This window comes from Neobacillus sp. Soil_C_43, assembly GCF_057656715.1.
In genome coordinates this window covers 143,229-165,297 of record NZ_JBDGJV010000004.1, presented here as the reverse complement: position 1 = coordinate 165,297, position 22,069 = coordinate 143,229, and the positions used below count along the sequence as shown (strand labels likewise).

27 protein-coding genes are annotated in these 22,069 nt (G+C 37.6%); 8 read left to right on the top strand and 19 right to left on the bottom strand.

What is annotated here, in order from left to right:
• Window positions 1-37: 37 nt before the first annotated feature.
• The gene (locus AC3A54_RS08370) at window positions 38-319 is read right to left on the bottom strand and encodes an Fpa/YlaN family protein (RefSeq protein WP_308080304.1); all 282 of its coding nucleotides are present in this window, start codon (window positions 317-319) and stop codon (window positions 38-40) included.
• 169 nt (window positions 320-488) lie between these two features.
• Between AC3A54_RS08370 and AC3A54_RS08365 the strand changes: the two genes are divergently transcribed.
• A complete protein-coding gene (locus AC3A54_RS08365) occupies window positions 489-986 on the top strand; it encodes a peptidyl-prolyl cis-trans isomerase (RefSeq protein WP_487654117.1) in 498 nt (165 codons plus the stop codon).
• Between the two features lie 233 nt (window positions 987-1,219).
• On the opposite strand, the gene AC3A54_RS08360 is transcribed toward AC3A54_RS08365, so the two are convergent.
• A complete protein-coding gene (locus tag AC3A54_RS08360) occupies window positions 1,220-2,548 on the bottom strand; it encodes a PhoH family protein (protein WP_335549202.1) in 1,329 nt (442 codons plus the stop codon).
• Window positions 2,549-2,762: 214 nt separating this feature from the next.
• Between AC3A54_RS08360 and AC3A54_RS08355 the strand changes: the two genes are divergently transcribed.
• A complete protein-coding gene (locus AC3A54_RS08355; protein WP_487654116.1) occupies window positions 2,763-3,356 on the top strand; it encodes a YhcN/YlaJ family sporulation lipoprotein in 594 nt (197 codons plus the stop codon).
• A 177-nt stretch (window positions 3,357-3,533) separates the two neighbouring features.
• Here AC3A54_RS08355 and AC3A54_RS08350 read toward each other — a convergent pair whose 3' ends face one another.
• Window positions 3,534-3,989, bottom strand: a complete 456-nt coding sequence (locus AC3A54_RS08350) for a pyridoxamine 5'-phosphate oxidase family protein (RefSeq protein WP_335549204.1) — start codon at window positions 3,987-3,989, stop codon at window positions 3,534-3,536.
• Window positions 3,990-4,248: 259 nt separating this feature from the next.
• On the opposite strand from AC3A54_RS08350, the gene AC3A54_RS08345 reads away from it, so the two are divergent.
• Window positions 4,249-4,449 carry a YlaI family protein gene (locus tag AC3A54_RS08345; RefSeq protein WP_308080309.1) on the top strand — a complete coding sequence of 67 codons (201 nt, stop codon included), beginning with the start codon at window positions 4,249-4,251 and terminating at the stop codon, window positions 4,447-4,449.
• A gap of 77 nt (window positions 4,450-4,526) precedes the next feature.
• On the opposite strand, the gene AC3A54_RS08340 is transcribed toward AC3A54_RS08345, so the two are convergent.
• Genes AC3A54_RS08340 through typA form a run of 3 tightly spaced genes read right to left on the bottom strand, consistent with a single transcriptional unit; the run spans window position 4,527 to window position 7,008 of the window.
• A complete protein-coding gene (locus tag AC3A54_RS08340) occupies window positions 4,527-4,820 on the bottom strand; it encodes a hypothetical protein (protein WP_308080310.1) in 294 nt (97 codons plus the stop codon).
• 14 nt (window positions 4,821-4,834) lie between these two features.
• Entirely contained in the window at window positions 4,835-5,152 is a 318-nt protein-coding gene (locus AC3A54_RS08335) for a YlaH-like family protein (RefSeq protein ID WP_308080311.1), read from the bottom strand.
• A gap of 17 nt (window positions 5,153-5,169) precedes the next feature.
• Window positions 5,170-7,008 (bottom strand): translational GTPase TypA, encoded by a 1,839-nt coding sequence (gene typA / locus AC3A54_RS08330; protein ID WP_308080312.1) that lies wholly within the window; start codon window positions 7,006-7,008, stop codon window positions 5,170-5,172.
• A gap of 187 nt (window positions 7,009-7,195) precedes the next feature.
• Between typA and AC3A54_RS08325 the strand changes: the two genes are divergently transcribed.
• Window positions 7,196-7,381, top strand: a complete 186-nt coding sequence (locus AC3A54_RS08325; protein WP_308080313.1) for a YlaF family protein — start codon at window positions 7,196-7,198, stop codon at window positions 7,379-7,381.
• Between the two features lie 37 nt (window positions 7,382-7,418).
• Here the strand turns inward: AC3A54_RS08325 and AC3A54_RS08320 are convergent, their stop codons facing one another.
• Together AC3A54_RS08320 and AC3A54_RS08315 are read right to left on the bottom strand one after the other, a co-directional pair.
• Complete coding sequence (locus AC3A54_RS08320) at window positions 7,419-8,216, bottom strand: inositol monophosphatase family protein (protein WP_335549205.1); 798 nt, start codon at window positions 8,214-8,216, stop codon at window positions 7,419-7,421.
• Between the two features lie 281 nt (window positions 8,217-8,497).
• Window positions 8,498-8,692: a hypothetical protein gene (locus AC3A54_RS08315; protein WP_308080315.1), complete on the bottom strand. Its 195-nt coding sequence runs from the start codon at window positions 8,690-8,692 to the stop codon at window positions 8,498-8,500.
• A gap of 178 nt (window positions 8,693-8,870) precedes the next feature.
• Here AC3A54_RS08315 and AC3A54_RS08310 point away from each other — a divergent pair, with 178 nt between their 5' ends.
• On the top strand, window positions 8,871-9,503 hold the full coding sequence (locus AC3A54_RS08310; protein ID WP_487654115.1) for a YktB family protein: 633 nt from the start codon (window positions 8,871-8,873) through the stop codon (window positions 9,501-9,503).
• A 196-nt stretch (window positions 9,504-9,699) separates the two neighbouring features.
• On the opposite strand, the gene AC3A54_RS08305 is transcribed toward AC3A54_RS08310, so the two are convergent.
• A complete protein-coding gene (locus AC3A54_RS08305; protein ID WP_487654114.1) occupies window positions 9,700-9,969 on the bottom strand; it encodes a UPF0223 family protein in 270 nt (89 codons plus the stop codon).
• Window positions 9,970-10,202: 233 nt separating this feature from the next.
• Window positions 10,203-11,162, bottom strand: a complete 960-nt coding sequence (locus AC3A54_RS08300) for an NAD(P)H-dependent flavin oxidoreductase (protein WP_487654113.1) — start codon at window positions 11,160-11,162, stop codon at window positions 10,203-10,205.
• Between the two features lie 210 nt (window positions 11,163-11,372).
• Here AC3A54_RS08300 and AC3A54_RS08295 point away from each other — a divergent pair, with 210 nt between their 5' ends.
• Window positions 11,373-12,845, top strand: coding sequence for an aminotransferase class I/II-fold pyridoxal phosphate-dependent enzyme (locus AC3A54_RS08295; protein WP_487654112.1), 1,473 nt, complete (start codon window positions 11,373-11,375; stop codon window positions 12,843-12,845).
• Between the two features lie 64 nt (window positions 12,846-12,909).
• On the opposite strand, the gene AC3A54_RS08290 is transcribed toward AC3A54_RS08295, so the two are convergent.
• Complete coding sequence (locus tag AC3A54_RS08290; protein ID WP_307289124.1) at window positions 12,910-13,032, bottom strand: GapA-binding peptide SR1P; 123 nt, start codon at window positions 13,030-13,032, stop codon at window positions 12,910-12,912.
• Between the two features lie 164 nt (window positions 13,033-13,196).
• Window positions 13,197-13,496, bottom strand: coding sequence for a DUF3055 domain-containing protein (locus AC3A54_RS08285; RefSeq protein WP_335549499.1), 300 nt, complete (start codon window positions 13,494-13,496; stop codon window positions 13,197-13,199).
• Window positions 13,497-13,658: 162 nt separating this feature from the next.
• Here AC3A54_RS08285 and AC3A54_RS08280 point away from each other — a divergent pair, with 162 nt between their 5' ends.
• The gene (locus tag AC3A54_RS08280; RefSeq protein WP_487654111.1) at window positions 13,659-14,093 is read left to right on the top strand and encodes a DUF1885 family protein; all 435 of its coding nucleotides are present in this window, start codon (window positions 13,659-13,661) and stop codon (window positions 14,091-14,093) included.
• A 32-nt stretch (window positions 14,094-14,125) separates the two neighbouring features.
• Here the strand turns inward: AC3A54_RS08280 and AC3A54_RS08275 are convergent, their stop codons facing one another.
• The 6 genes from AC3A54_RS08275 to AC3A54_RS08250 all read right to left on the bottom strand — a co-directional run bounded on the left by AC3A54_RS08275 (window position 14,126) and on the right by AC3A54_RS08250 (window position 20,522).
• A complete protein-coding gene (locus tag AC3A54_RS08275; protein ID WP_308080320.1) occupies window positions 14,126-14,368 on the bottom strand; it encodes a hypothetical protein in 243 nt (80 codons plus the stop codon).
• Window positions 14,369-14,523: 155 nt separating this feature from the next.
• Complete coding sequence (lpdA, locus tag AC3A54_RS08270) at window positions 14,524-15,939, bottom strand: dihydrolipoyl dehydrogenase (RefSeq protein WP_335549020.1); 1,416 nt, start codon at window positions 15,937-15,939, stop codon at window positions 14,524-14,526.
• Window positions 15,940-15,944: 5 nt separating this feature from the next.
• Window positions 15,945-17,261, bottom strand: a complete 1,317-nt coding sequence (locus tag AC3A54_RS08265) for a dihydrolipoamide acetyltransferase family protein (protein WP_487654167.1) — start codon at window positions 17,259-17,261, stop codon at window positions 15,945-15,947.
• A gap of 77 nt (window positions 17,262-17,338) precedes the next feature.
• Window positions 17,339-18,316 (bottom strand): alpha-ketoacid dehydrogenase subunit beta, encoded by a 978-nt coding sequence (locus tag AC3A54_RS08260; RefSeq protein ID WP_308080322.1) that lies wholly within the window; start codon window positions 18,314-18,316, stop codon window positions 17,339-17,341.
• A gap of 3 nt (window positions 18,317-18,319) precedes the next feature.
• A complete protein-coding gene (gene pdhA / locus AC3A54_RS08255) occupies window positions 18,320-19,435 on the bottom strand; it encodes a pyruvate dehydrogenase (acetyl-transferring) E1 component subunit alpha (protein WP_335549021.1) in 1,116 nt (371 codons plus the stop codon).
• 424 nt (window positions 19,436-19,859) lie between these two features.
• Entirely contained in the window at window positions 19,860-20,522 is a 663-nt protein-coding gene (locus tag AC3A54_RS08250; RefSeq protein ID WP_487654110.1) for a YkyA family protein, read from the bottom strand.
• A 173-nt stretch (window positions 20,523-20,695) separates the two neighbouring features.
• Here AC3A54_RS08250 and def point away from each other — a divergent pair, with 173 nt between their 5' ends.
• Window positions 20,696-21,250, top strand: a complete 555-nt coding sequence (gene def, locus AC3A54_RS08245; protein WP_335547783.1) for a peptide deformylase — start codon at window positions 20,696-20,698, stop codon at window positions 21,248-21,250.
• A gap of 38 nt (window positions 21,251-21,288) precedes the next feature.
• Here def and AC3A54_RS08240 read toward each other — a convergent pair whose 3' ends face one another.
• Window positions 21,289-22,059, bottom strand: a complete 771-nt coding sequence (locus tag AC3A54_RS08240) for a Cof-type HAD-IIB family hydrolase (protein ID WP_487654109.1) — start codon at window positions 22,057-22,059, stop codon at window positions 21,289-21,291.
• Window positions 22,060-22,069: the final 10 nt, after the last annotated feature.

The window sequence follows — 22,069 nt, the reverse complement described above, 5'->3', positions numbered from 1 at the left end:
CCAAACAATTGTTTTTCATTGTTTGAGTTCTCTACGATTATTTTCTTAAGGATGCATCATGGAGCGCTGATAGTTCTCTTTCTAATTTATCTAAAATCGCTTTTCCATCCTTGACATCTATTAAGCCTAATCGAACAGCAAAGTCTATTTCTCTTGATAGGCCAAACATTTGTGTATCCAACACCTCTTCATAAAGTGGGCATTGAGGCATCGTGAGATTGTCCATTTGCACTTTGATAAGCTTCAATATCTTTTCAGCGTCAGCCTGCAATAATGCTAAGGCTTTTTCCTGGTGATTCACGATCATTTCAGACGCCAACAGTACTCCCCCCATTTCAGAGCGATAATTCAACTTATCTATAAATTTTACCGTTTACAATAGAAAATTGCAAGAACAATGAAGGCTATTACATAATGGTATTCAGTTTATGACATTACCTTAAAAAAAAGCTATACTTAATAGGGTTAGACTTTAGGGGGTATAGATAATGGAAAATATCATAATGATTACGGGTAAAGTTAAATATACAATTACACTTGAACCAGGTGTATGGATTTTTGATGACAGACGTATTGATTTAACCACTTACTTTTTAACAAACAACAAGAATTCTGATTCATTAGAAGAGTACACAAAGGCAGTTTCAAAGCATTGGGATCGTGAAATTATGGAGGGGGCTATTTATCCACCCACACTAAAATCGGAGAAAAAATTTGAAAAAGAAAAAGTACTAACAGGTACGTTCGGCATTCCTTTAAAGCCCTTCTTATTAAATGCTGAGCCTAATAGTGACGCACAAACCCTTGTCATTCATAGTAAGGATGAAAAATACGAATTTTCTCTTGAGGATGCTTATGATTTAATAGTGGGATTCTCAAAAGAAGGAAAACCATTATCATCTGACGGACCTATTCATATTTATTTAAGCGATGGCTCTAACCAAGATAATCCTATTAAACATGTAACTGGCTTTACAATAAAATAAGACGGGAGCCATATGGCGCCCGTTTTCTTTTCCTTTTTTTACTTATGGCTTTGTTAAACTTGCCTGTTGATTTCCGCTCCAGGCACTTCGCTTTCCGTGGGTGTTTCGGCGAGCCTCCTCGGCGCTTGCGCCTGCGGGGTCTCCCCTGAACCATACTCCCACAGGAGTCTTCGTGCCTTCCGCTCCAATCAACAGGGTGTAAAAATCAACACTGTTCTTTAACACAGCCTTACTTATAATAAATCGGCTGCAAGTCGAGCCAATCCTGACCGTTCTCCTTTTAGTAATTTTACATGCCCCGAAATAACTTGGTCTTTAAATCTTTCAACCACATAGGTTAACCCATTGTTATAGGCATCTAAATATGGATGGTCAATTTGTTCCGGGTCTCCCATTAACACAATCTTACTGCCCTCCCCTACCCGTGTTAGGATCGTTTTCACCTCATGCTTCGTTAAGTTTTGTGCTTCATCAATTATGATAAATTGCTTTGGCAAACTTCTACCACGAATGTAAGTTAGGGCCTCTACCTCAATCGACCCCATTCCTGCCAATATAGCATCGAGTTCACCCGGCTTTTTCGTGTTGAAGAGATACTCCAGATTATCATAGATTGGCTGCATCCACGGTCTTAGCTTTTCCTGTTTTTCCCCCGGTAAGAACCCTAAGTCCTTACCCACGGGTACAATCGGACGTGCCACTAATAACTTTTTATACTCTCTAAAATCTTCTGTCTGCATTAAACCTGATGCAAGAGCTAATAATGTTTTACCTGTACCTGCCTTTCCAGTTAATGTAACTAGCGGAATATCCTTGCGCAATAATAATTCGATGGCCATTGTCTGCTGTACATTTCGTGAGTGAATACCCCAAACATGCTCCTGATTTAAAGTTAATTTTTTTACCTTTTGTCCAGTTTTGTCAACCATCCCAATGGCAGAGGCAGAACTTCCTAAAGCATCTTTCATAACGAGGAACTGGTTAGGATAAAAAGGGTGGTTTGCTAATTCAGAAAGGTTTAATTCGCCTTTCTCATAGAATCTACCCAATAATTCAATTGGTAGAAATAGTTCAAAAAATCCGGTATATATATGATCAATTTCTACAACGCGGTCGTTTAAAAAATCTTCGGCAGCTAAGCCGATTGCATCAGCTTTTACCCGCACTAAGGCATCCTTACTCACAATAATAACAGGTTTGCCATCTTCCTTTGTTTGTTCCTCAAGGAATAAGTTCTTTGCAACCGCTAGTATTCGATTATCATTGGTCTTTTCAATAAAAATATCTTGAAGTTCATGAAACGTTCGGTGATTTAATTCAATTCTAATTGTTCCTCCGTTTTCAAGCGGAATTTTTTCATGCAGCTTTCCTGAGGCTCTTAGGCCATCAATTAATCTAGATACATGTCTTGCGTTTCTACCAATTTCATCCATATACCTTTTCTTTGAGTCCACTTCTTCAAGAACGACTGCGGGAATAACAACTTCATTATCTTCAAAGGAAAAAATGGAATACGGGTCTTGTAGCAAGACATTTGTATCTAACACGTATATTTTACTCAAAGCAACGCCTCCTGCTTTCCATGTTGTTGGGTCTGTTAGAGCATATCAACAACCCTTTTGCTAGATTGGACTTTGGTAAAATATATGTTTATTGGAATAAAGATAGAAGAAGTTCCGCACAATAATTGTTAATGGAACCACTTAGTTTGTCTAAATGAATTTAGCTACTGTTGCTTAATTTAACTTATATTTTGCAACTTGGAGGTATGGGTCAATGAAGAATATTGGAATGATAATTGTAATAGGTTTGCTTTTAGCGGGATGCAACACTGATAACAATAAAGAAACAGCAAAAAATGCTAATCAGTCCTTAGTAAAGGTAAAGAACAGTTATATTGAAAATGTTGATCGAAAAACTGGACAGCAAATTTCAAAGCGTTTAGTTAAATTAGCAACAAGTATTCCAAATGTAAATGATGCAACAGCAGTCGTGATAGGAAATTATGCGATTGTAGGCATTGATGTGAATGCTAAAATTGATCGTTCTCAGGTTGGTTCAATTAAATATTCTGTAGCTGAAAGTCTGCGAAAAGACCCTTACGGCGCCAAGGCTGTTGTTGTAGCCGATGCTGACACAACTGCTCGATTAAAGGAGATACAAGGAGATATTAATAAAGGAAGACCGGTTCAGGGAATAATGGAAGAACTGGCAGATGTAGCTGGTAGGTTAATGCCAGAAATTCCTGGAGACTTAATCACACCAAGCCCTAAGAATTCCACAGAAAAGCCAAAACATAAACTTCCAGCGAATAAGGAAAAACAATTGAAAAAAGAACAAAATGATCAATCCAATCACTATAAAGAATAAGAAAAGCGTAAGCGCCTTGGTCAGCCCCGACAGGCAAATGTTCTTCTGCAAGAAAAGTCGCGCTTTGACTTTTATTGCAGAAGGTTATTTGACCCGAGGGGCTAGGCGCTGGAGCTGGACAATTCTCGAAGTCGAATTTTATACTTTCTTATTATGTAAAAAAGCTTAGGATTTCTCCTAAGCTTTTTTCATTGCATCCATAACCTGATTATCTAATTTTTGAGCTGCATTTTTATCATACGTCTTATCATATTGTACTTCTGTCACTATTTTTGAGCCGTAAAACATTACATCCCTGACTTCTTTAATAGCAACTTCAACCAATGCCAGCTTTAATGGCACCTCTTCCAGTCGTTCTACTTTAATCTGCGCTTCCCCTTGAATGGAGTAGGTAGATTCATTTGCAATGAGGTTAATCACTACCATGTTATTTTTATTAATATTTTCTAATATTCGGGAACGATTATCTACAGAAAAATAAATGGTATTTTCATCCCTCGCTAACACCCAGGAAATTGCACTTACATTGGGTCCCCCAGTTTCATGATCGACTGTTGCTAGCGTTACAAATCGTTCTTTTTGTAACTCATCATATAACGGCTTAATTAGTTTTTGTTCTACTTGATTTGGCATTCCTACAACCCCTTTAAATTTCCTTACACTGTAATAAACAGATAATCTCATATTACTACTATCCCTTTTTTGGTTCAACTTTAACCAATTGATTACCTGTCTCCTTTCTAACATGGTATACTATAAGAAAAGCGGAAGCGCCTTGGTCAGCCCCGAGGGGCTAGGCGCTGGAGCTGGACAATTCTCGAAGTGAATTTTATACTTTCCTATTATATAATACAAACATTCTGTTTTTAGAAAGAGTTGAAGAGGTGCCTTAATGCGAGTAAAATGTGTAATATGCGATAAAATTGAATCGATTGAAAATGAATCGTTGATAGCTAAGAGGCTTCGCAATCGCCCCATCCATACATACATGTGTAATGAATGCAGTGAAAGAATTACAGAGAAAACGAATGCCCGAATAGAAACAGGAAACTTTAAATTATTTCGTACCAAATCCGAGAAAGATGAATGGTAGACAGAAAAGAGGAAACGCCCGTTCAGCAATAAAAAACAAAAACCGCTTGCTCTAATTATATAGAGCAAGCGGTTTTTTTAATCTTCAATCGGATAATTCTCATACTTTTCAGGTTCTTGATTGATTTGATTTAACATAATCTCAATCAATTCACGCGGATAACGAACCTTCTTTGTTTCATCACCTTGTTGATAGGTAACATAATACATGACAGCATCTGTTGTGATGCTTAGATTTGAGACGTGATGCTGATTAGTTAGCATATCGTCAAAAAAGGCACGAGTTTCTTGTGCTGCTGTGTCATCTGGACGGGCATCACAAACAACTTTAATCGTAAGCCAATTATACAGTGCATCTTGTAAGGATTTCATTCTTTAAACCCCCGTTATTTCGCTTCAGCCTGATGCTTTTTTGATTGGTGCAGGCGGATTTTATAAATAATTAACAACAATGCAGCTGCACCTAAACCTTCTGCTATTGGTAGGGCATATGAAAAAAACAACATAAATACACATCCAACACAGAGGCTAATATAAATTACTATGTTTTTCAAAAGAGGCAGTTTTTTTGCAAAGCCTAACCGGTAGACAATTACAGACAGGATGACAATAAATACATATTGTAGTAACACACCTGTTTCTACATCGTTCGTTAGCTCAATAAAAAATCTAAGACTTGGGGAAAAGGATTTTAAATCTTCCACAGCGTGCACCTCTTTAATTAGCTTAATTCAGCAACCTTTTTCTTTTTAGCCGCTCTTTCACGTTCATTTTTATCAAGAATTTTCTTACGAAGACGAATCGATTCTGGAGTTACCTCACAATATTCGTCATCATTTAAATATTCTAATGACTCTTCTAATGTCATGATGCGCGGTTTTTTAATAACAGACGTTTGGTCTTTGTTAGCTGAACGAACATTTGTCGCCTGTTTCATTTTTGTAATATTAACAGTGATGTCATTTTCGCGAGTGTTTTCGCCAACGATCATCCCCTCGTAAATTTCCGTACCTGGTTCAACGAAAATGGTTCCGCGGTCTTCTATTTGCATGATACCATATGTTGATGCTTTTCCTGATTCCATTGATACAAGTACACCTTGGTGTCTTCCACCAACTTGACCTGACAACATTGGCTGGTAGCTATCAAAGGTATGATTAATAATTCCATAACCTCGAGTCATTGTTAAGAACTCGGTTGTGTAACCAATTAATCCTCGTGCTGGTACGTTAAAGATTAAGCGCACCTGACCTGAACCATTGTTAACCATGTCTATCATTTCGCCTTTACGGGCACCAATGGATTCCATTACTGAACCAGTATGTTCTTCTGGTACATCAATTTGTACTCTTTCAACTGGTTCACAGCGTACACCATCAATAACTTTAACGATAACTTCTGGTTTTGAAACTTGGAGTTCGTAGCCTTCACGACGCATGTTTTCAATTAGGATTGATAAGTGAAGTTCACCACGGCCAGAAACGATCCATGCATCTGGTGAATCTGTGTTTTCAACACGTAAGCTTACGTCTGTTTGCAATTGAGCGCGTAATCTTTCTTCAATCTTTCTTGAAGTTAGATACTTACCTTCTCTACCTGCAAATGGACTGTTATTTACAACAAAAGTCATCTGTAATGTAGGCTCATCGATTCGTAGAATTGGTAGTGCTTCCTGATGTTCAACTGGACATACCGTTTCACCAACATTTATATCTTCCATCCCTGAAACAGCAATCAAATCGCCGGCAACTGCTTCTTCTATTTCTTGTCGTTTTAATCCAAAGAAACCAAAAATTTTGGTCACACGGAATTGCTTAACTGAACCATCTAATTTCATCAGTGCTACTTGTTGACCGACTTTCATTGTACCGCGGAAAACGCGACCGATTCCGATTCTTCCAACATAATCATTGTAATCGAGAAGGGCAACTTGGAATTGCAATGGATCTTCACGATTGTCAACTGGGGCAGGGATATATTCAACGATAGCATCATACAATGATTGCATATTTTCATCTTGCTTTTCTGGGTTGGTACTTGCTGTACCATTAATTGCTGAAGCGTAAATAACCGGGAATTCCAACTGGTCTTCAGTTGCTTCAAGTTCGATAAACAAATCGATTACTTCATCGATTACCTCTGCAGGTCGAGCGAAGTCACGGTCAATTTTATTAACAACAACAATTGGAGTTAAATTCTGCTCCAAAGCCTTTTTAAGAACAAAACGCGTTTGTGGCATACAGCCTTCATATGCATCAACGATAAGCAATACTCCGTCAACCATTTTCATGATTCGTTCAACTTCACCGCCAAAATCTGCGTGTCCTGGTGTATCTAAAATATTGATTCTTTTATCTTTGTATTGAATGGCGGTATTTTTTGCCAAAATGGTAATTCCACGTTCTCTTTCCAAGTCATTGGAGTCCATTGCACGTTCTTCCACATGCTCATTGCTACGAAACGTTCCAGATTGTTTTAACAATTGGTCAACCAATGTTGTTTTCCCGTGGTCAACGTGAGCAATGATGGCTATATTACGAATATCTTCTCTTATTTTCAAAAAATTCCACTCCTACCTATATTCTAAAAATAAAACTATTTATAGTTTCCCATATACAACTAAAACATTATACCATAATTAAAGTGGAAACCTATAAGCATTTTATGTAGAATATAAAATAAAGCTAAAAAACACAAGTCAAACCGTTTTTTTTTAATGTAGGACTTGCTATAAAAGGGGTAATAAAATGAATAAGATTAAGTGGCCAATGCTTGTTTATTCTATTCTTGCAGCAGTTTGTATCATGGGAATTGGAATTGCAATTGGAGAACAGAGCGTGCTAGGAGCAGCTTTCTGTGTCCTTGGATGTTTTGTCATTATGGGATTAGGATTTAAAACAAAAAAGAAAATGAGAGAAAATGGGGAACTTTAAACATTCTTAAAAAAAGAAGCCATCGAGGCTTCTTTTTTTACCATTTACCATTTTTTAGATATTCTTTCAAAATGGTTTGATGTAAACCTGGTTTTGCGGTGAACAGAGAGTCCTGGGAAATGAAATCCAGCTTTTCTCCTCTTAAATTCGTAACAATTCCACCAAGTTCTTCAACAATAACCGCCCCTGCAGCAACATCCCATGGAGATAACCTCATGGACAAATACGCATCAACCCGGCCAGTTGCCACAAACACCATTTCAAGTGCGGCCGTTCCATATGAACGAGTCCCCCTTGCAGCTCTAACTAGAGGTATCATTAAATGATGATCAATGCGATGATTCTCCATCACCCAGGTAGCATTAAGCGCAATGATCGAATCCTCGACTTTTGCTTCTTTTAAGGGTGGTATAGGCTTATCATTTAAAAATGCGCCACCCCCACGTTTGGCATGATATAACTCATCATGAACTACATCATATATAAGTCCTACTTTGCCTATTCCGTCTTCGTACACGCCAAGAGAAATGGCAAAATTTCTTTGTTGATGGATAAAATTCATTGTTCCATCTATCGGATCAATCAGCCAGACAACCCCCTCATGGGTAGTAAATTCGTCACCAAATCCTTCTTCCCCCATAATATGATGACTGGGATAAACCTCCCTAATTTTCTTTATAAAAAACTGTTCTATTTCTTTATCCATATTCGTTACGAGATCATTACGGTTTGTTTTCGTCTGGATATTCAATGTCTTATCAAAGGATAATCGAATAGTCTCTCCGGCTTCCTTGACCCATTGCTTGGCATGATTATAAACTTCTTCCCAATTCATTATTTACCTCCAATGATCTTATTTTCCAATTTATGTAGTATGGAACATGACCATTCCATTGATGTACTTATAGCTTAATCAAATTAAAGGATCACATCAACTTTTTGACATAACTTGTTTTAAGTTAAATTAATCACACAAAAGCACAATAATAAACGAACTCCCCTTACTAAAATTTCGGAGTTCGTTTAGGTAAATCCCTTCACTATTCTTTTTCTGTCCCTTCTTATTTGTTTCTCTTTAGATAAATAAGTACGTACTTAGGGTTCATAAAAGTGCTATTAAAGAGCCTTTAATCGTAATAATTCCTGACGAATTCTCTCTAACTTTTGTTTACATTCCTTCATTTTCTTCTCATTCTTTTCTTCAATTGCTTCAAATAAGGTTGCTAATTCATAATCCATTTCTAATCTTAAAACAGCTGTTCTTTCCTTTTCCCCTGCTTTTTTTAAAGAAGTATTCATTAGTTGCTTCATCTTTCCTCTCCCCTTTCTTATTATTGACTTACTTTTCAGATTATTTTTTTACTGTATAATATGAGGCTGCTTGATATGTTGCAACAAATATGTGCTCTAACCTAGAAGTGCAACAAACTTCTTCAAATTTCTTTCCTATGCTACAATAAGTGACAAATGGCTTGTTGGAGGTATTATGATGGATTTCAAGGGTTTTACACATGAGGATTTTGATGTTTTTTTAATAGATGGCTTAGAGGCAAGAATGGAAGCATTAAAAAGTACTATTCGTCCAAAACTTGAAGAGCTCGGTCAATATTTTGCGCCTACCTTATCTACACTTACTGGTGATGAAATGTTTGTGCATGTAGCTAAACATGCTAGAAGAACAATCAATCCACCAAAGGATACATGGGTAGCATTTGCTAATAATTCTAGAGGCTATAAAATGCTGCCTCACTTTCAAATTGGGTTGTGGAATACCCATTTATTCATTTGGTTTGCTGTTATATATGAAGCGCCATTAAAAACTACAATTGCTGAGAGATTTATAAAAAAAGCAAACAAAATATATAAAGATGTTCCCGCTGAATTTGTATGGTCACTTGACCATACGAAACCAGATATAGTTAAACACGATGATTTATCAAAGAAAGACCTTGTGGAAATTTTTGAAAGACTGAAGAATGTAAAAAAAGCCGAATTACTCTGTGGTTTAACCATCGATAAAGAAAAGGCTATTGAGTTAGGTGCTGAAGGGTTAATCCAGCAGATTGAACATGTTTTTCAAACAGTTGCCCCGTTATATAAACTGGCTCAAAATATTAAATAAAGAAGTTTTAATAAATTTTTATTTACGCAGATCCAATCTATGTTACCAAAATCATTCACGCTTGCCTTGTTCGGTCTCGTAGACCCCGTCTATGTTACCCAAATGGTTCTCGTTATTGGCGGTTCAATACAAAATAAATATATACTACGCGAAAGAAAGCTCCCTAGATATTAATAATCTCGGGAGCTTTCCATTTTTACATTTTAATTCTGTCACCTGATGAGGATTCTTTAGCTTTTTTAATTGTTCGATACGAAGAATATCCACTTATCTCTTCAAACTCTCCACAAACAGTCTTTTCTTCAGCAATGCTAGGAACTATTTCCTTAAAACGACGATAGACCTTCATTAATTCATCGCGTTCAATTCCTTTTTCATATGCTTTTTCGATGGCCTCAAAGAATTTAATCACATCAACAATCTCATCGGTGGACCAGCTGTAATCAATTGGGTATTGGTACTCCATTGTTTCACCTTCTAACTATTTTCAATAGGCTTTGTTAAAGTTGTCTGTTGATTTCCGTTCCAGGCGCTTCGCTTTCCGCGGGCAGTCGGGGAGCCTCCTCGTCGCTTTGCTCCTGCGGGGTCTCCCCTGACACGCTACTCCCGCAGGAGTCTTCGCGCCTTCCACTCCAATCAACAGGGAATAAAATCAACAATGTTCTTTAAAACAGCCTTTCAATAAAGAGTATGATACCTTTATTTTCCCCACTTTGCACGAATTTCTTCCGCTTCTTTTATCATTCGCTCAAACAGCTCTCCTACAGAAGGCACATCCTTTATTAAACCCATTACTTGGCCAGCCCAAGCAAACCCCTCATCCTCAGCTCCTTCGTAGATATAGCGTTTATTCGCCATTCCACTAATTAAGTCCTTTAGATCAGTATAGTCACCTTTACTTTTCTCGATTTCAAGTATTTTATCAGTCCAACTATTCGCTATCGCTCTTGCTGGTGTTCCTAACGTCCTCTTGATAACAACCGTATCTGATTCTGAGCCTTCTACTAACCTATTCTTATAAAGTTCATTTGCATGAACACATTCCTTTGTGGCAATAAATCTTGTTCCCATTTCTATTCCCTCTGCACCTAAACTAAGCGCTGCCATTAATCCTCTTCCATCTCCAATTCCACCCGATGCGATAACAGGAATGGAAACTGCATCTACGACTTGAGGAATTAATACCATGGTCCCAATATCATCCCTGCCAAGGTGGCCACCACCTTCCTGACCTACAACCATTACTGCATCTGCACCTAGTTCTTCTGCTTTGACTGCCTGCCTTCTTGCAGCAACAAGGACTAGTGTTTTTATTTGGGTTCCTTTTAACTGTTCAAAAATTGGAGCCGGATTTCCCCCTGTCATGGAAATGACGGGAACTTTTTCATCAATAGCGACCTGTAAAAAATCTGAAAACGGTCTGCCATGTTGACCAATAGCAAAATTAACCCCAAATGGATTATTCGTTAATTGTTTCACTTTTCGGATTTCCTCACGCAATTGATCGGGATGACTCAAGGACATCGCAGTAATCTGACCAAGCCCCCCGGCATTGGAGACAGCGGCAGCTAATTCAGAATACGCTAAATAGGCTAAGCCGCCTTGTATGATTGGATATTGAATGTTTAAAATCTCGGTAACCCGTGTTCGCCAATTCAAATGAAATTCCCTCCTAAATGTTCGTTACTTGTTATTTCGTCTTAAAAGGTTAATTTTCCTCTCTTTATGGGAAACTAACTTGAAACAAATAAAGCGTTAGAGCAAAATAAATCCTATGCAATATAAAAGAATAGTGCTATAATTCCTTTGTTTTATGTATTTTATAGACTTGATCTTAAGAGTATTTCTATATAAAGAGGTGTAGTTAGATTGTCACAAAATCAAACACCGTTATTTAGCGGTTTACTGGAACATGCAAAAAAAAATCCCACCCAGTTTCATATTCCTGGACATAAAAAAGGGGCTGGAATGGACCCCGAGTTTCGCCAATTTATCGGCGATAACGCCTTATCTATTGACCTTATTAACATTGGTCCCCTTGATGACTTACATTCACCTAAGGGAATGATTAAAAAAGCACAGGAACTAGCAGCAGAAGCATTTGGTGCCGATCATACCTTCTTTTCTGTTCAAGGTACTAGCGGTGCCATTATCGCGATGGTAATGGCTGTTTGTGGACCTGGTGAGAAAATTATTGTTCCAAGAAATGTTCATAAATCTATAATGTCAGCTATTGTTTTTTCTGGATCTATTCCTGTGTTTATTCATCCTGAAATCGATAGAGAATTAGGAATCTCTCACGGAATTACTCCTGAATCAGTGGAACGGGCATTACAGCAACACCCAGATGCAAAAGGGGTATTAGTCATCAATCCCACCTACTTCGGAATTTCTGGAGACCTAAAGAAAATCGTTGAAATTACCCATTCCTACAATATTCCTGTTTTAGTAGATGAAGCACATGGTGTTCACATTCATTTTCATGACGAACTTCCTCTTTCAGCCATGCAGGCTGGTGCTGATATAGCAGCAACTAGCGTCCACAAACTAGGTGGCTCTATGACTCAGAGTTCCATTTTAAATGTACGTGAGGGCTTAGTCTCTGCCAAGCATGTACAATCGATTTTAAGCATGCTTACAACGACTTCAACATCCTATTTACTATTAGCATCACTTGATACTGCCCGAAAGCAATTAGCAACAAACGGGAAGGATTTAATTGATCGTACGATCAAATTAGCGCAATCCACTCGTAAAAAAATTAATGAAATTGATCATATTCGTTGCATCGGTGAAGAAATTTTAGGCTCTAATGCCACATTTGATTACGATCCGACCAAACTAATCATCTCAGTGAAAGATTTAGGGTTAACCGGTTATGATGTTGAGAAATGGTTGAGAGAAAAGCATAACATTGAAGTAGAGCTTTCTGACCTGTATAACATCCTTTGTATCATCACACTTGGTGACACAGAAGTAGAAACAAATCTTTTAGTAAAAGCCCTGAAAGAGCTTGCTGAGGAATGTGAACACCGTCCAACAAAGATTGAACCAGTGGAGGTTCTGTTACCTGAAATTCCTGTGTTGGCTTTAACCCCTAGAGATGCTTTCTATGCAGAGACCGAAGTGATCCCATTCGAGGAATCTGAAGGAAGAATTATCGCGGAATTTGTTATGGTGTATCCTCCAGGTATTCCTATTTTTATCCCAGGTGAGATTATCACTAAGGAAAATCTTCATTACATTAAGGAAAATCTAGAAGCTGGCCTACCTGTACAAGGGCCAGAGGATGATGAAATGAAAACCATCCATGTAATAAAAGAGTATAAAGCAATTAAATAAAAGTGAAAAAATAAAGGCTGACTCAAAGTAAACGAGTCAGCCTGTTTATATTTGGCAGCAATATTTATACTTCTTCTTCGATATGGTGGTTATCACAGCAATTGCATTTAGAGTATAGTACCGTTACTTTTTCATCTTCAAAATGATCAATAGTAGAGTTACAAGTTTGGCATACAAGTGTACCCATTTGTCCTATCCCCTTTTCATAATTGAATATCTTGCTATGAAAGCGTTTTAATACCCTTAATTAGATAATAATATATCACATTAATAATTTCAAGCCTAAATTGTATGTCACATTTAAAAAATATCATAAAAAATAGACCCTTTCAGGCCTATTTTTTCTTTTATCTACTCATATTGGGTAACAAAAGGAATGGACGGTAGTGTTTCTCTAAAAAATTCAGCTAGATCAACTGCCTGCTCTTTAACAGGGATACGGAATACAGTTTGAAGGTAATCAATATCTTCAATATCTTTGGGGTCGAGGAGTGTGGAGCGTCCGGTTTGCATGCAAATCACAAGAGGCTTTCCAAAAAACATATTGGTATAAATAATTCCAAAGTCATAACGAGTATCTTCAGTAGTGAAACCAATGAACCTCACTTTTGCATTTTCATGCTCATCATAGAGCTTATCAAATAGTTCCATAAGACTCCTCCTTTTAATTAAATATTTAGAATATTATTATAATTCATTTTTGATAAAATAACAAGAAATGATGACAATTTAATTCTTCTAATTGTTGTCATCACTTTTTATTCAGTGCTAGAATAGAAGGGCATATACTACGGACTATAGGGGGGAATGATGATGGCTGTTAATGCATTTATTAAGCTCGTGCCTTCATCTGCAAAACAAACGATAACCATTGATGAGGTTAAGGAATTATTTTATTACTATAAAGATATTACATCCAAAACAGGCAATCAGGTAAGCTGGAAATTTGGAGAATCTGCCTTTCCTTATGACATCAAAGAAACGGAAGACGGTAAAGGGAAATGGTTTTACCTACAAGCCAATCTAGAACGTTACTATGCCATACTAATTGGTGTTGATACGGAATCGGTTCAAAATGATGACGGTGTTATTAGTGAACAAACATACATACAAGTCACTCTTCCTGAACAATCCACTTATGGAGATAAAGGAAAAGCGAATGAATTCTGTAAATTTCTTGCTAAAAAGCTGCAAGGCGAGCTTCATCTTTTTAATGAAAGAGTCATGTATTATTACCCAAGAAAATAAAAAGCAACGAAAGGCTCCTATAGGAGCTTTTTTTAATGCATAATTTGAGCCATTGTATAATGAAATGAAGTATAGATAACTAAGCTTAATGCGGTAATAAAGAGGGTTTTACGGACAGACTTTGTGACATAATTTCCGATTAAAAAGGCTAAGTAAAAAAACACAAAAAACATAATGACTTTATAGATGAGTTGATCATGCTTTGAAAGCCATTCAATAAACGTAAATCCGCTCCAAATAATAAATTGTAAAAGCATGACAATATATACTCTCATTTTTATCACCACTCAAATTCTCTTTATCCATTTGGTGTTTTAAGTATATGAATTAAATCGGGTCATAAGTTATTTTTTTAACACCTCCTCAATATTAAAATTCGCTGAAAAAAAATAAAGTCCTTTCCGTTTTCCGGAAAGGACTTTTATTTTTATTATTTAATGATATGGATTGGGCTGCCTAGGGCAACTTCAGCAGCTTCCATTGTAATTTCACCAAGTGTTGGGTGAGCATGAATTGTCATCGCTAAGTCTTCCGCTGTCATTCCTGCTTCAATGGCAAGACCAAGTTCAGCAATCATATCAGACGCGCTTGCACCGGCAATTTGAGCACCAATTACAAGACCATCTTCTTTACGTGTAATAAGCTTTAAGAAACCGTCTGCACTGTCTAGAGAAAGCGCACGGCCGTTTGCTGCAAATGGGAATTTAGCAGCAACCACTTCAATGCCTTCTTCTTTTGCTTGACTTTCAGTATATCCTACCTGTGCTAACTCAGGATCTGAGAAAACAACTGCTGGAATTCCTAAATAATCAATTTCAGACGGATGACCAGCAATCGCTTCAGCAGCAATTTTAGCTTCATACGATGCCTTATGTGCTAGTTGAGGACCAGCAACAACATCACCAATTGCATAAATATTGCTTAAGCTTGTACGGCATTGCTTGTCAATTTCAATTAAGCCACGGTCGCTTAACTTCACTCCAGCTTCCTCTAAGCCCATTTCATCAGTGTTTGGACGACGGCCAACCATTACAAAAACATAATCAGCTTCGATTTTCTTTTCTTCGCCTTTTGTTTCAAATGTTACCACTACGCCGTTTTCAGTTTCTTCTACACCCTTGGCAAATGCTTTTGTATAGAATTCCGCACCTTTTTTCTTCATCGTTTTCTTAACAAGAGCAGCCATTTGCTTATCAAATACTCCCATGCCTAAAATTTCATCGGCACCCTCTAAAACAGTTACTTGCGTGCCAAAGTTTGCATAGGCGCCACCAAGTTCAATCCCAATAACACCGCCGCCAATAACAACGATCTTTTCAGGAATTTCATTTAGATTAAGAGCACCTGTAGAATTTAGAACACGCTTTGAATATTTAAATGCTGGTAATTCAATTGGACGTGATCCAGTTGCTACGATAGCATTTTTAAAAGTGTAAGTTTGGGCAGATGTCTCATCCATTACACGTAGTGTATTAGCATCTACAAAGTACGCTTCACCACGAACAATATTGACTTTATTTCCTTTTAATAATCCTTCAACGCCACCAGTTAACTTTTTAACAACTCCAGCTTTGAATTGTTGAACCTTAGAAAAATCAACCTTAACATTTTCAGCTGTAATTCCGAAAGATTCAGAATGTACAGCTGTTTCATAACGGTGACCCGCAGAAATTAAGGCTTTTGAAGGGATACATCCAACATTTAGACATACTCCACCAATATATTCCTTTTCAACAATGGTCACTTTTTGTCCAAGCTGAGCAGCGCGGATTGCTGCAACATATCCTCCAGGACCGGAACCGATGACTATAGTATCTGTTTCAATTGGGAAATCTCCAACTACCATTTTTCTTACGCCTCCATTAACAATAGTTCTGGATCGTTCAATAAACGTTTAATATGATTCATTGCGTTTTGCGCTGTGGCACCATCAATCATTCGGTGGTCGAAGCTTAACGATAATGCTAACACAGGAGCCGCAACAATTTCACCATTTCGAACGATTGGTTTTTCTGCAATACGACCTACACCAAGGATAGCTACTTCTGGATGGTTAATAACTGGTGTAAACCATTGACCGCCAGCAGAACCGATGTTGGAAATTGTGCAAGATGCACCCTTCATTTCATTTGGAGCTAGTTTTCCATCACGAGCTTTTCCAGCCAATTCATTAATTTCATTTGAAATTGTGAAAACTGACTTACGATCAGCATCTTTTACAACTGGAACTAGTAGACCTTTTTCAGTATCTGCTGCAATTCCGATGTTGTAGTAGTGCTTGTGGATAATTTCATTTGTTGCATCATCAAGAGATGTATTTAAAGCAGGGAACTCTCTTAATGCACTTGTTAATGCTTTTACGATATATGGTAAGAAAGTAAGCTTGATGCCTTTTGCCGCAGCTACTTCCTTGAATTTCTTACGGTGTGCAACAAGTTTTGTTACATCGATTTCATCCATAAGAGTTACGTGTGGAGCAGTGTGCTTAGAATTAACCATTGCTTTTGCAATTGCCTTACGGATACCGCTCATCTTCTCACGTGTTTCTGGATATTCCCCTTGTGGAATTGGAGTTGGTGCTGCTGGTGCTGCTGCCTTAGGAGCTTCCTCCACTGCTTCTGCTGCTTGTGGTGCCGCCTGTGGCGCTGCTGCTCCTCCACTTAAGAAGGCATCAATATCATTCTTCAAAATACGTCCATTGTTACCTGTTCCTGCAACTAAGGCGATCTGAACACCTTTTTCACGTGCATATTTACGAACAGATGGCATAGCGATAATACGACGATTTGGATCTACTTCCACTGCAGGTTGAGCTGTTACTGCTGCCGCAGGTGCTGCTGCTGGTGCAGGTGTAGCTTCTTGCTTAGCTTCTGGTGCTGGCGCTGCTGGTGCTTCTTGTTTAGGCTCCTCATCACCATGGTCACCTTTGAATTGTAGATTTTCATATCCTGGAGCATCAAATGTTACGAGTACCTGTCCAACAGTCGCTACAGTTCCTTCGCCAATTAAAACTTCCAAAACTGTTCCCTCTACTGGAGAAGGAATTTCAACTACTGCTTTATCATTTTGTATTTCGCAAAGTACGTCGTCTTCTTGGACTTTATCGCCTGGTTTGATGAACCATTTTACGATTTCCCCTTCATGAATACCTTCACCGATGTCAGGCATTTTAAATTGGAATGTGGTTGCGGTTGCGCTCACTGGGATTCATCTCCTATAATATATAGATTTCAGTAGAACCTCTTTTAGAAAGTTAAAACTTTTTTAGCTGTTTCGATTACGTCTTTATAGTTTGGAAGCCATACAGATTCAGCTTGTGAGAAAGGATAAATTGTATCTGCAGCAGTAACACGTAATACTGGTGCTTCTAAGCTAAGGATGGCACGATCGTTAATCTCAGCAACTACGTTAGCTGCGACCCCTGCTTGTTTTTGTGCTTCTTGAACAACAATGGCACGACCTGTTTTTTCAACAGAAGCAATAATTGTATCGATATCAAGCGGGCTAATTGTACGTAAATCTACAACTTCTACAGAGTGTCCTTCTTTAGCTAATTCATCTGCAGCTTTTAATGACTCATGGACCATAGCACCGTAAGTAATGATAGATAAATCTGTACCTTCACGTTTTACATCCGCTTTTCCAAGTGGAATTGTATACTCTTCTTCAGGAACTTCCTGACGGAATGCACGATATAATTTTAAATGCTCTAAGAATACAACTGGGTCATTGTCACGAATCGCTGACAATAATAATCCTTTTGCATCATAAGGTGTTGAAGGAACAACAACCTTCAGACCAGGTGTTTGGGCCATTAATCCCTCTAGGCTGTCTGAATGAAGTTCAGGTGTATGTACCCCTCCACCAAACGGAGAACGGACAGTTATCGGCATATTGTAACGGCCACCAGAACGGTAACGCATACGTGACATTTGTCCAGCAATAGAATCCATTACTTCAAAAACAAATCCGAAGAATTGGATTTCAGGGATTGGACGGAAACCTGTTAAAGCAAGACCAATTGATAAACCACCAATACCAGATTCAGCAAGTGGTGTATCAAACACACGATCTTCCCCAAACTCTTTATGAAGTCCTTCAGTTGCACGGAATACTCCGCCATTAACACCAACGTCTTCCCCAAAAACGAGTGTTTTAGGATCGTTGCGCAACTCAGTTCTTAATGCATCAGTGATTGCTTGAATCATTGTCATTTGAGCCATGACTTACTTCGACTCCTTTGCTTGATAAATTTCATATTGTTCTTTAAGGTTATGAGGCATTTCTTCGTACATAATGGACATTAGGTCGGTTACCTTTTGCTTAGGAGCCGCGTCCGCTTGCTTAATTGCCTCTTTAATATCTTCTTTTGCTTTTTCGATTACTTCGTTCTCTTTATCTTCGTTCCAAATGCCTTTGTTTTCTAGGAACTTACGGAAACGGACTAAAGGATCTTTCTTTTCCCACTCATTATCTAGGTCAGACGTACGGTAACGAGTTGGGTCATCACCTGCCATTGTGTGTGGTCCATAACGGTATGTTAAAGTCTCAATTAAAGTAGGTCCTTCACCATTAATCGCACGTTCACGAGCATCACGAGTAGCAGCATAAACAGCTAGTGGGTCCATACCATCAACTTGAATTCCAGGAATACCTGCAGCAACAGCTTTTTGAGCAACCGTTTTAGCTGCTGATTGTTTTTCAACCGGAGTAGATATAGCAAAACGGTTATTTTGAACAACGAAAATAGCTGGAGCCTTGAACGCACCCGCAAAGTTTAGACCTTCATAGAAGTCACCTTGAGAAGCTCCGCCATCACCTGTATACGTAATCGCTACAGATTTTGCACCATTCTTTTTCATACCAAGGGCAACACCTGCAGCTTGGATGATTTGAGCACCAATAATGATTTGTGGAGAAATAACGTTAACACCTTCTGGAATTTTATTTCCTTGGAAGTGTCCACGAGAGAATAAGAATGCTTGGTATAATGGAAGACCATGCCAAATCATTTGAGGAACATCACGATAACCTGGTAAGATAAAGTCTTCTTTTTCTAATGCAAACTGTGATGCTAATTGAGATGCTTCCTGGCCAGCAGTTGGCGCATAGAAACCTAGTCTTCCTTGACGATTTAAAGAAATGGATCTTTGGTCAAGAATTCGTGTATATACCATACGACGCATTAATTCCTGAAGCTGCTCATCTGATAGCTCAGGCATTGCTGCTTCGTTTACAACTTCACCTTCTTCATTAAGAATTTGAAGTGTTTGAAATTGATCCTCTACAGCTTCGAGTGCTTTTTTAGCATTAAGCTGGGCATTCTGAGTTTTAGAAGCCATTTGGGTCACCTCTTCCTTTCTATTCAAAGAAAAATTTTTTAAATAAATCCACTAAGTTAGATTACCCCAAAAACACACGGGTCATGTTGGCCTAGTTCTGAAATTACTAATTGATAGTTTTTCACAGAAAAGAGTAGATAAAACGAAAAATCTTCCTTCTACCAACATTTTATTCTGTATCACTATTTTCTGTAACTCAATTGATACAATTATTTAACTCATATATGAGTTTACCTCATTCATTTTTCTTCGTCAAATACTATGTTTTATAATTTTTCACCATCTACGTATTATTAATTTTTCAGGTTAATTTATTATCTGTACCAATAAACAATAACTTCTGTTATATACAACTAACACAGAATCACATTTGTTATAATATAGAAAAAATCGGCTTTTTCGAGCCGATTTCTTTGATGTATACCTATTTATCCGGATTTAGACCCGCTTTTTTATAAAAAGCCAGCTTCTTATCATTGTATTGTTCTGTTAACTTGTTAAAGTTTTCATTTGCTTCAAAGACTTTTTTGTAATTATCATTAAGCTGAACAACCTTTGCTTCTAAATCTTCTAAGGGAAGGTCTTTATTCTTAAACATCTCATATAGTTCTTTATCATTTTTTAAAGCCTCAGTATATTCTTTATACAATACCTCATGTGCTTCATATCTTTGAGTCATGGTATCGTAAAGGTCATTAGCTAGTTTTTTTAACTCTTGATTATCCAAATCCTCTTTAATTACAGCCACTTTCTTAAATTCCTTTTCAGAATCCTTTATGCTGTTTGTTTCTTTTTCCATAAGTGTTTTTCTTTTCTCAGTCAAAGCCAGTGCTTTGTCGGAGAGCTTGACAATTTGGTCATATTCTTTCATACCTAGTTTGATTATCTGATCATAAAGAACTTTCTCTTCTTCCTCTAATTTAACTAGGGGGTCTTGCTGTTCTTCAAAAACCTTTTCTTTGTCTACAACCTTCTCCAATACATCATACATCTTTTCTTCAGGTGTTTCTTTAGCCAGGCATCCAGTTATAATAAAAATGACAGCTATTACAGAAATAAGAAAACGCCATTTGCTTTTAAATAACACTATACACCCTCCTAATCTCATTCAACTCCTACTATATCGATACTTGGAATATTTGACAATATCGAGACCATTTAGAGTTGCATATCTATATCATGAATCAATGATTAACATTTTATCTATTGTTTGATAGACTATTGATACCAATTACTTTTTTGAACACAGGAGTGAAAGTTATGTTAACGATGGAGGATATTATTCGAGATGGCCATCCAACTCTTAGAAAAGTGGCTGCGGAAGTTGTTATGCCGCCATCAGAAGAAGATAAACAAATATTATCCAGTTTGATGGAATACGTTATAAACAGCCAGAATAACGAAATTGCTTCTAAATATGGTTTGCGTCCTGGAATAGGTTTAGCTGCTCCACAAATTAATGTTTCCAAGCGAATGATTGCCGTGCATGTAACAGATGAAAAAGGTGTGCTCTATAGCTACGCTCTTTTTAATCCAAAGATTGTTAGTCATTCCGTTGAAAAGGCATATCTACAAACAGGTGAAGGTTGTCTCTCTGTAGATGAAGCCATTCCAGGCTTTGTTCCTAGATATGCAAGAATTACAGTGAAAGGTATTAATCTTACTGGCGAAGAGGTTAAAATTCGTCTAAAGGGTTTACCTGCTATTTGTTTTCAACATGAAATCGACCACTTAAATGGTGTGATGTTTTACGACCTTATTGATAAGCAAGAACCATTAAGACCAATTGATGGAGCAACAGCAATTGAACGTTAAAAAATGGCTGACTCAGGTAGAGTCAGCCATCTTTTATTTTATATTAACTGAAGTTCCTTTAGTCCGTTCCATATACCATTCTCAGATACATCAGTTGTAATAAGGTCTGCATGGGCCTTAGCTTCTTCTACACCATTCCCCATTGCCACACCTGTTCCAACGGCTTTCAACATTTCTAAATCATTCATCCCGTCGCCAAATGCGTATACATCCTTTAATTCAAAACCTAAGCGTTCAATCATTTTTTTAATGCCTTCCGCCTTTGATCCTCCCTTTGGTAAAATATCAACGGAATAAGGGTGCCATCGGATAAAATTAAAATTCGGATAGTCAACCGCGTATTTCTGTTCCTCCTGTTCCTTACAAAAAAGGAGTGACTGATACATTTTACGATTTACATAAAATCTTGCATCTTCGTCTGGATGTGTAAAATTCAAACTTCCCAAACTTTCTTCAATATACGTATGATGCCGCACACTTGATTTCATTGTCTTATCATTCATAAAAACTAATGGGTGTTCGTTTGTTTTAGCCTGCTGGAATAGTTTTTCTAATTCTTTTTCATTTAAGGTGTTCTCATAAATAATCTCGTTCTCAAAGACAACAAATTGCCCATTAAAACTTACGAAAGAGTCTATCTCTAACTCCTCCCGTAAACCTGTGAACATAAACGGGGCTCTGCCTGTAGCAATGGCCACAAAAACTCCATTATCCTTTAACAGTTGGAGAGCCTTTTTTGTACTGGCAGGGAGGTTTTTTTCATGATCAAGCAGTGTTCCATCTATATCAAAAAATACAATTTTTTTCATTTAAAAATAA

What these genes read in the sequence shown, in the direction of transcription:
- AC3A54_RS08365 (WP_487654117.1), top strand. Translation starts at nt 489, where the DNA reads ATGGAAAATATCATAATGATTACGGGTAAAGTTAAATATACAATTACA.
- AC3A54_RS08355 (WP_487654116.1), top strand. Translation starts at nt 2,763, where the DNA reads ATGAAGAATATTGGAATGATAATTGTAATAGGTTTGCTTTTAGCGGGA.
- AC3A54_RS08350 (WP_335549204.1), bottom strand. Translation starts at nt 3,989, where the DNA reads ATGCCAAATCAAGTAGAACAAAAACTAATTAAGCCGTTATATGATGAG.
- AC3A54_RS08345 (WP_308080309.1), top strand. Translation starts at nt 4,249, where the DNA reads ATGCGAGTAAAATGTGTAATATGCGATAAAATTGAATCGATTGAAAAT.
- AC3A54_RS08340 (WP_308080310.1), bottom strand. Translation starts at nt 4,820, where the DNA reads ATGAAATCCTTACAAGATGCACTGTATAATTGGCTTACGATTAAAGTT.
- AC3A54_RS08325 (WP_308080313.1), top strand. Translation starts at nt 7,196, where the DNA reads ATGAATAAGATTAAGTGGCCAATGCTTGTTTATTCTATTCTTGCAGCA.
- AC3A54_RS08320 (WP_335549205.1), bottom strand. Translation starts at nt 8,216, where the DNA reads ATGAATTGGGAAGAAGTTTATAATCATGCCAAGCAATGGGTCAAGGAA.
- AC3A54_RS08315 (WP_308080315.1), bottom strand. Translation starts at nt 8,692, where the DNA reads ATGAAGCAACTAATGAATACTTCTTTAAAAAAAGCAGGGGAAAAGGAA.
- AC3A54_RS08310 (WP_487654115.1), top strand. Translation starts at nt 8,871, where the DNA reads ATGGATTTCAAGGGTTTTACACATGAGGATTTTGATGTTTTTTTAATA.
- AC3A54_RS08305 (WP_487654114.1), bottom strand. Translation starts at nt 9,969, where the DNA reads ATGGAGTACCAATACCCAATTGATTACAGCTGGTCCACCGATGAGATT.
- AC3A54_RS08290 (WP_307289124.1), bottom strand. Translation starts at nt 13,032, where the DNA reads ATGGGTACACTTGTATGCCAAACTTGTAACTCTACTATTGATCATTTT.
- AC3A54_RS08285 (WP_335549499.1), bottom strand. Translation starts at nt 13,496, where the DNA reads ATGGAACTATTTGATAAGCTCTATGATGAGCATGAAAATGCAAAAGTG.
- AC3A54_RS08280 (WP_487654111.1), top strand. Translation starts at nt 13,659, where the DNA reads ATGGCTGTTAATGCATTTATTAAGCTCGTGCCTTCATCTGCAAAACAA.
- AC3A54_RS08275 (WP_308080320.1), bottom strand. Translation starts at nt 14,368, where the DNA reads ATGAGAGTATATATTGTCATGCTTTTACAATTTATTATTTGGAGCGGA.
- lpdA (WP_335549020.1), bottom strand. Translation starts at nt 15,939, where the DNA reads ATGGTAGTTGGAGATTTCCCAATTGAAACAGATACTATAGTCATCGGT.
- AC3A54_RS08265 (WP_487654167.1), bottom strand. Translation starts at nt 17,261, where the DNA reads ATGCCTGACATCGGTGAAGGTATTCATGAAGGGGAAATCGTAAAATGG.
- AC3A54_RS08260 (WP_308080322.1), bottom strand. Translation starts at nt 18,316, where the DNA reads ATGGCTCAAATGACAATGATTCAAGCAATCACTGATGCATTAAGAACT.
- pdhA (WP_335549021.1), bottom strand. Translation starts at nt 19,435, where the DNA reads ATGGCTTCTAAAACTCAGAATGCCCAGCTTAATGCTAAAAAAGCACTC.
- def (WP_335547783.1), top strand. Translation starts at nt 20,696, where the DNA reads ATGTTAACGATGGAGGATATTATTCGAGATGGCCATCCAACTCTTAGA.
- AC3A54_RS08240 (WP_487654109.1), bottom strand. Translation starts at nt 22,059, where the DNA reads ATGAAAAAAATTGTATTTTTTGATATAGATGGAACACTGCTTGATCAT.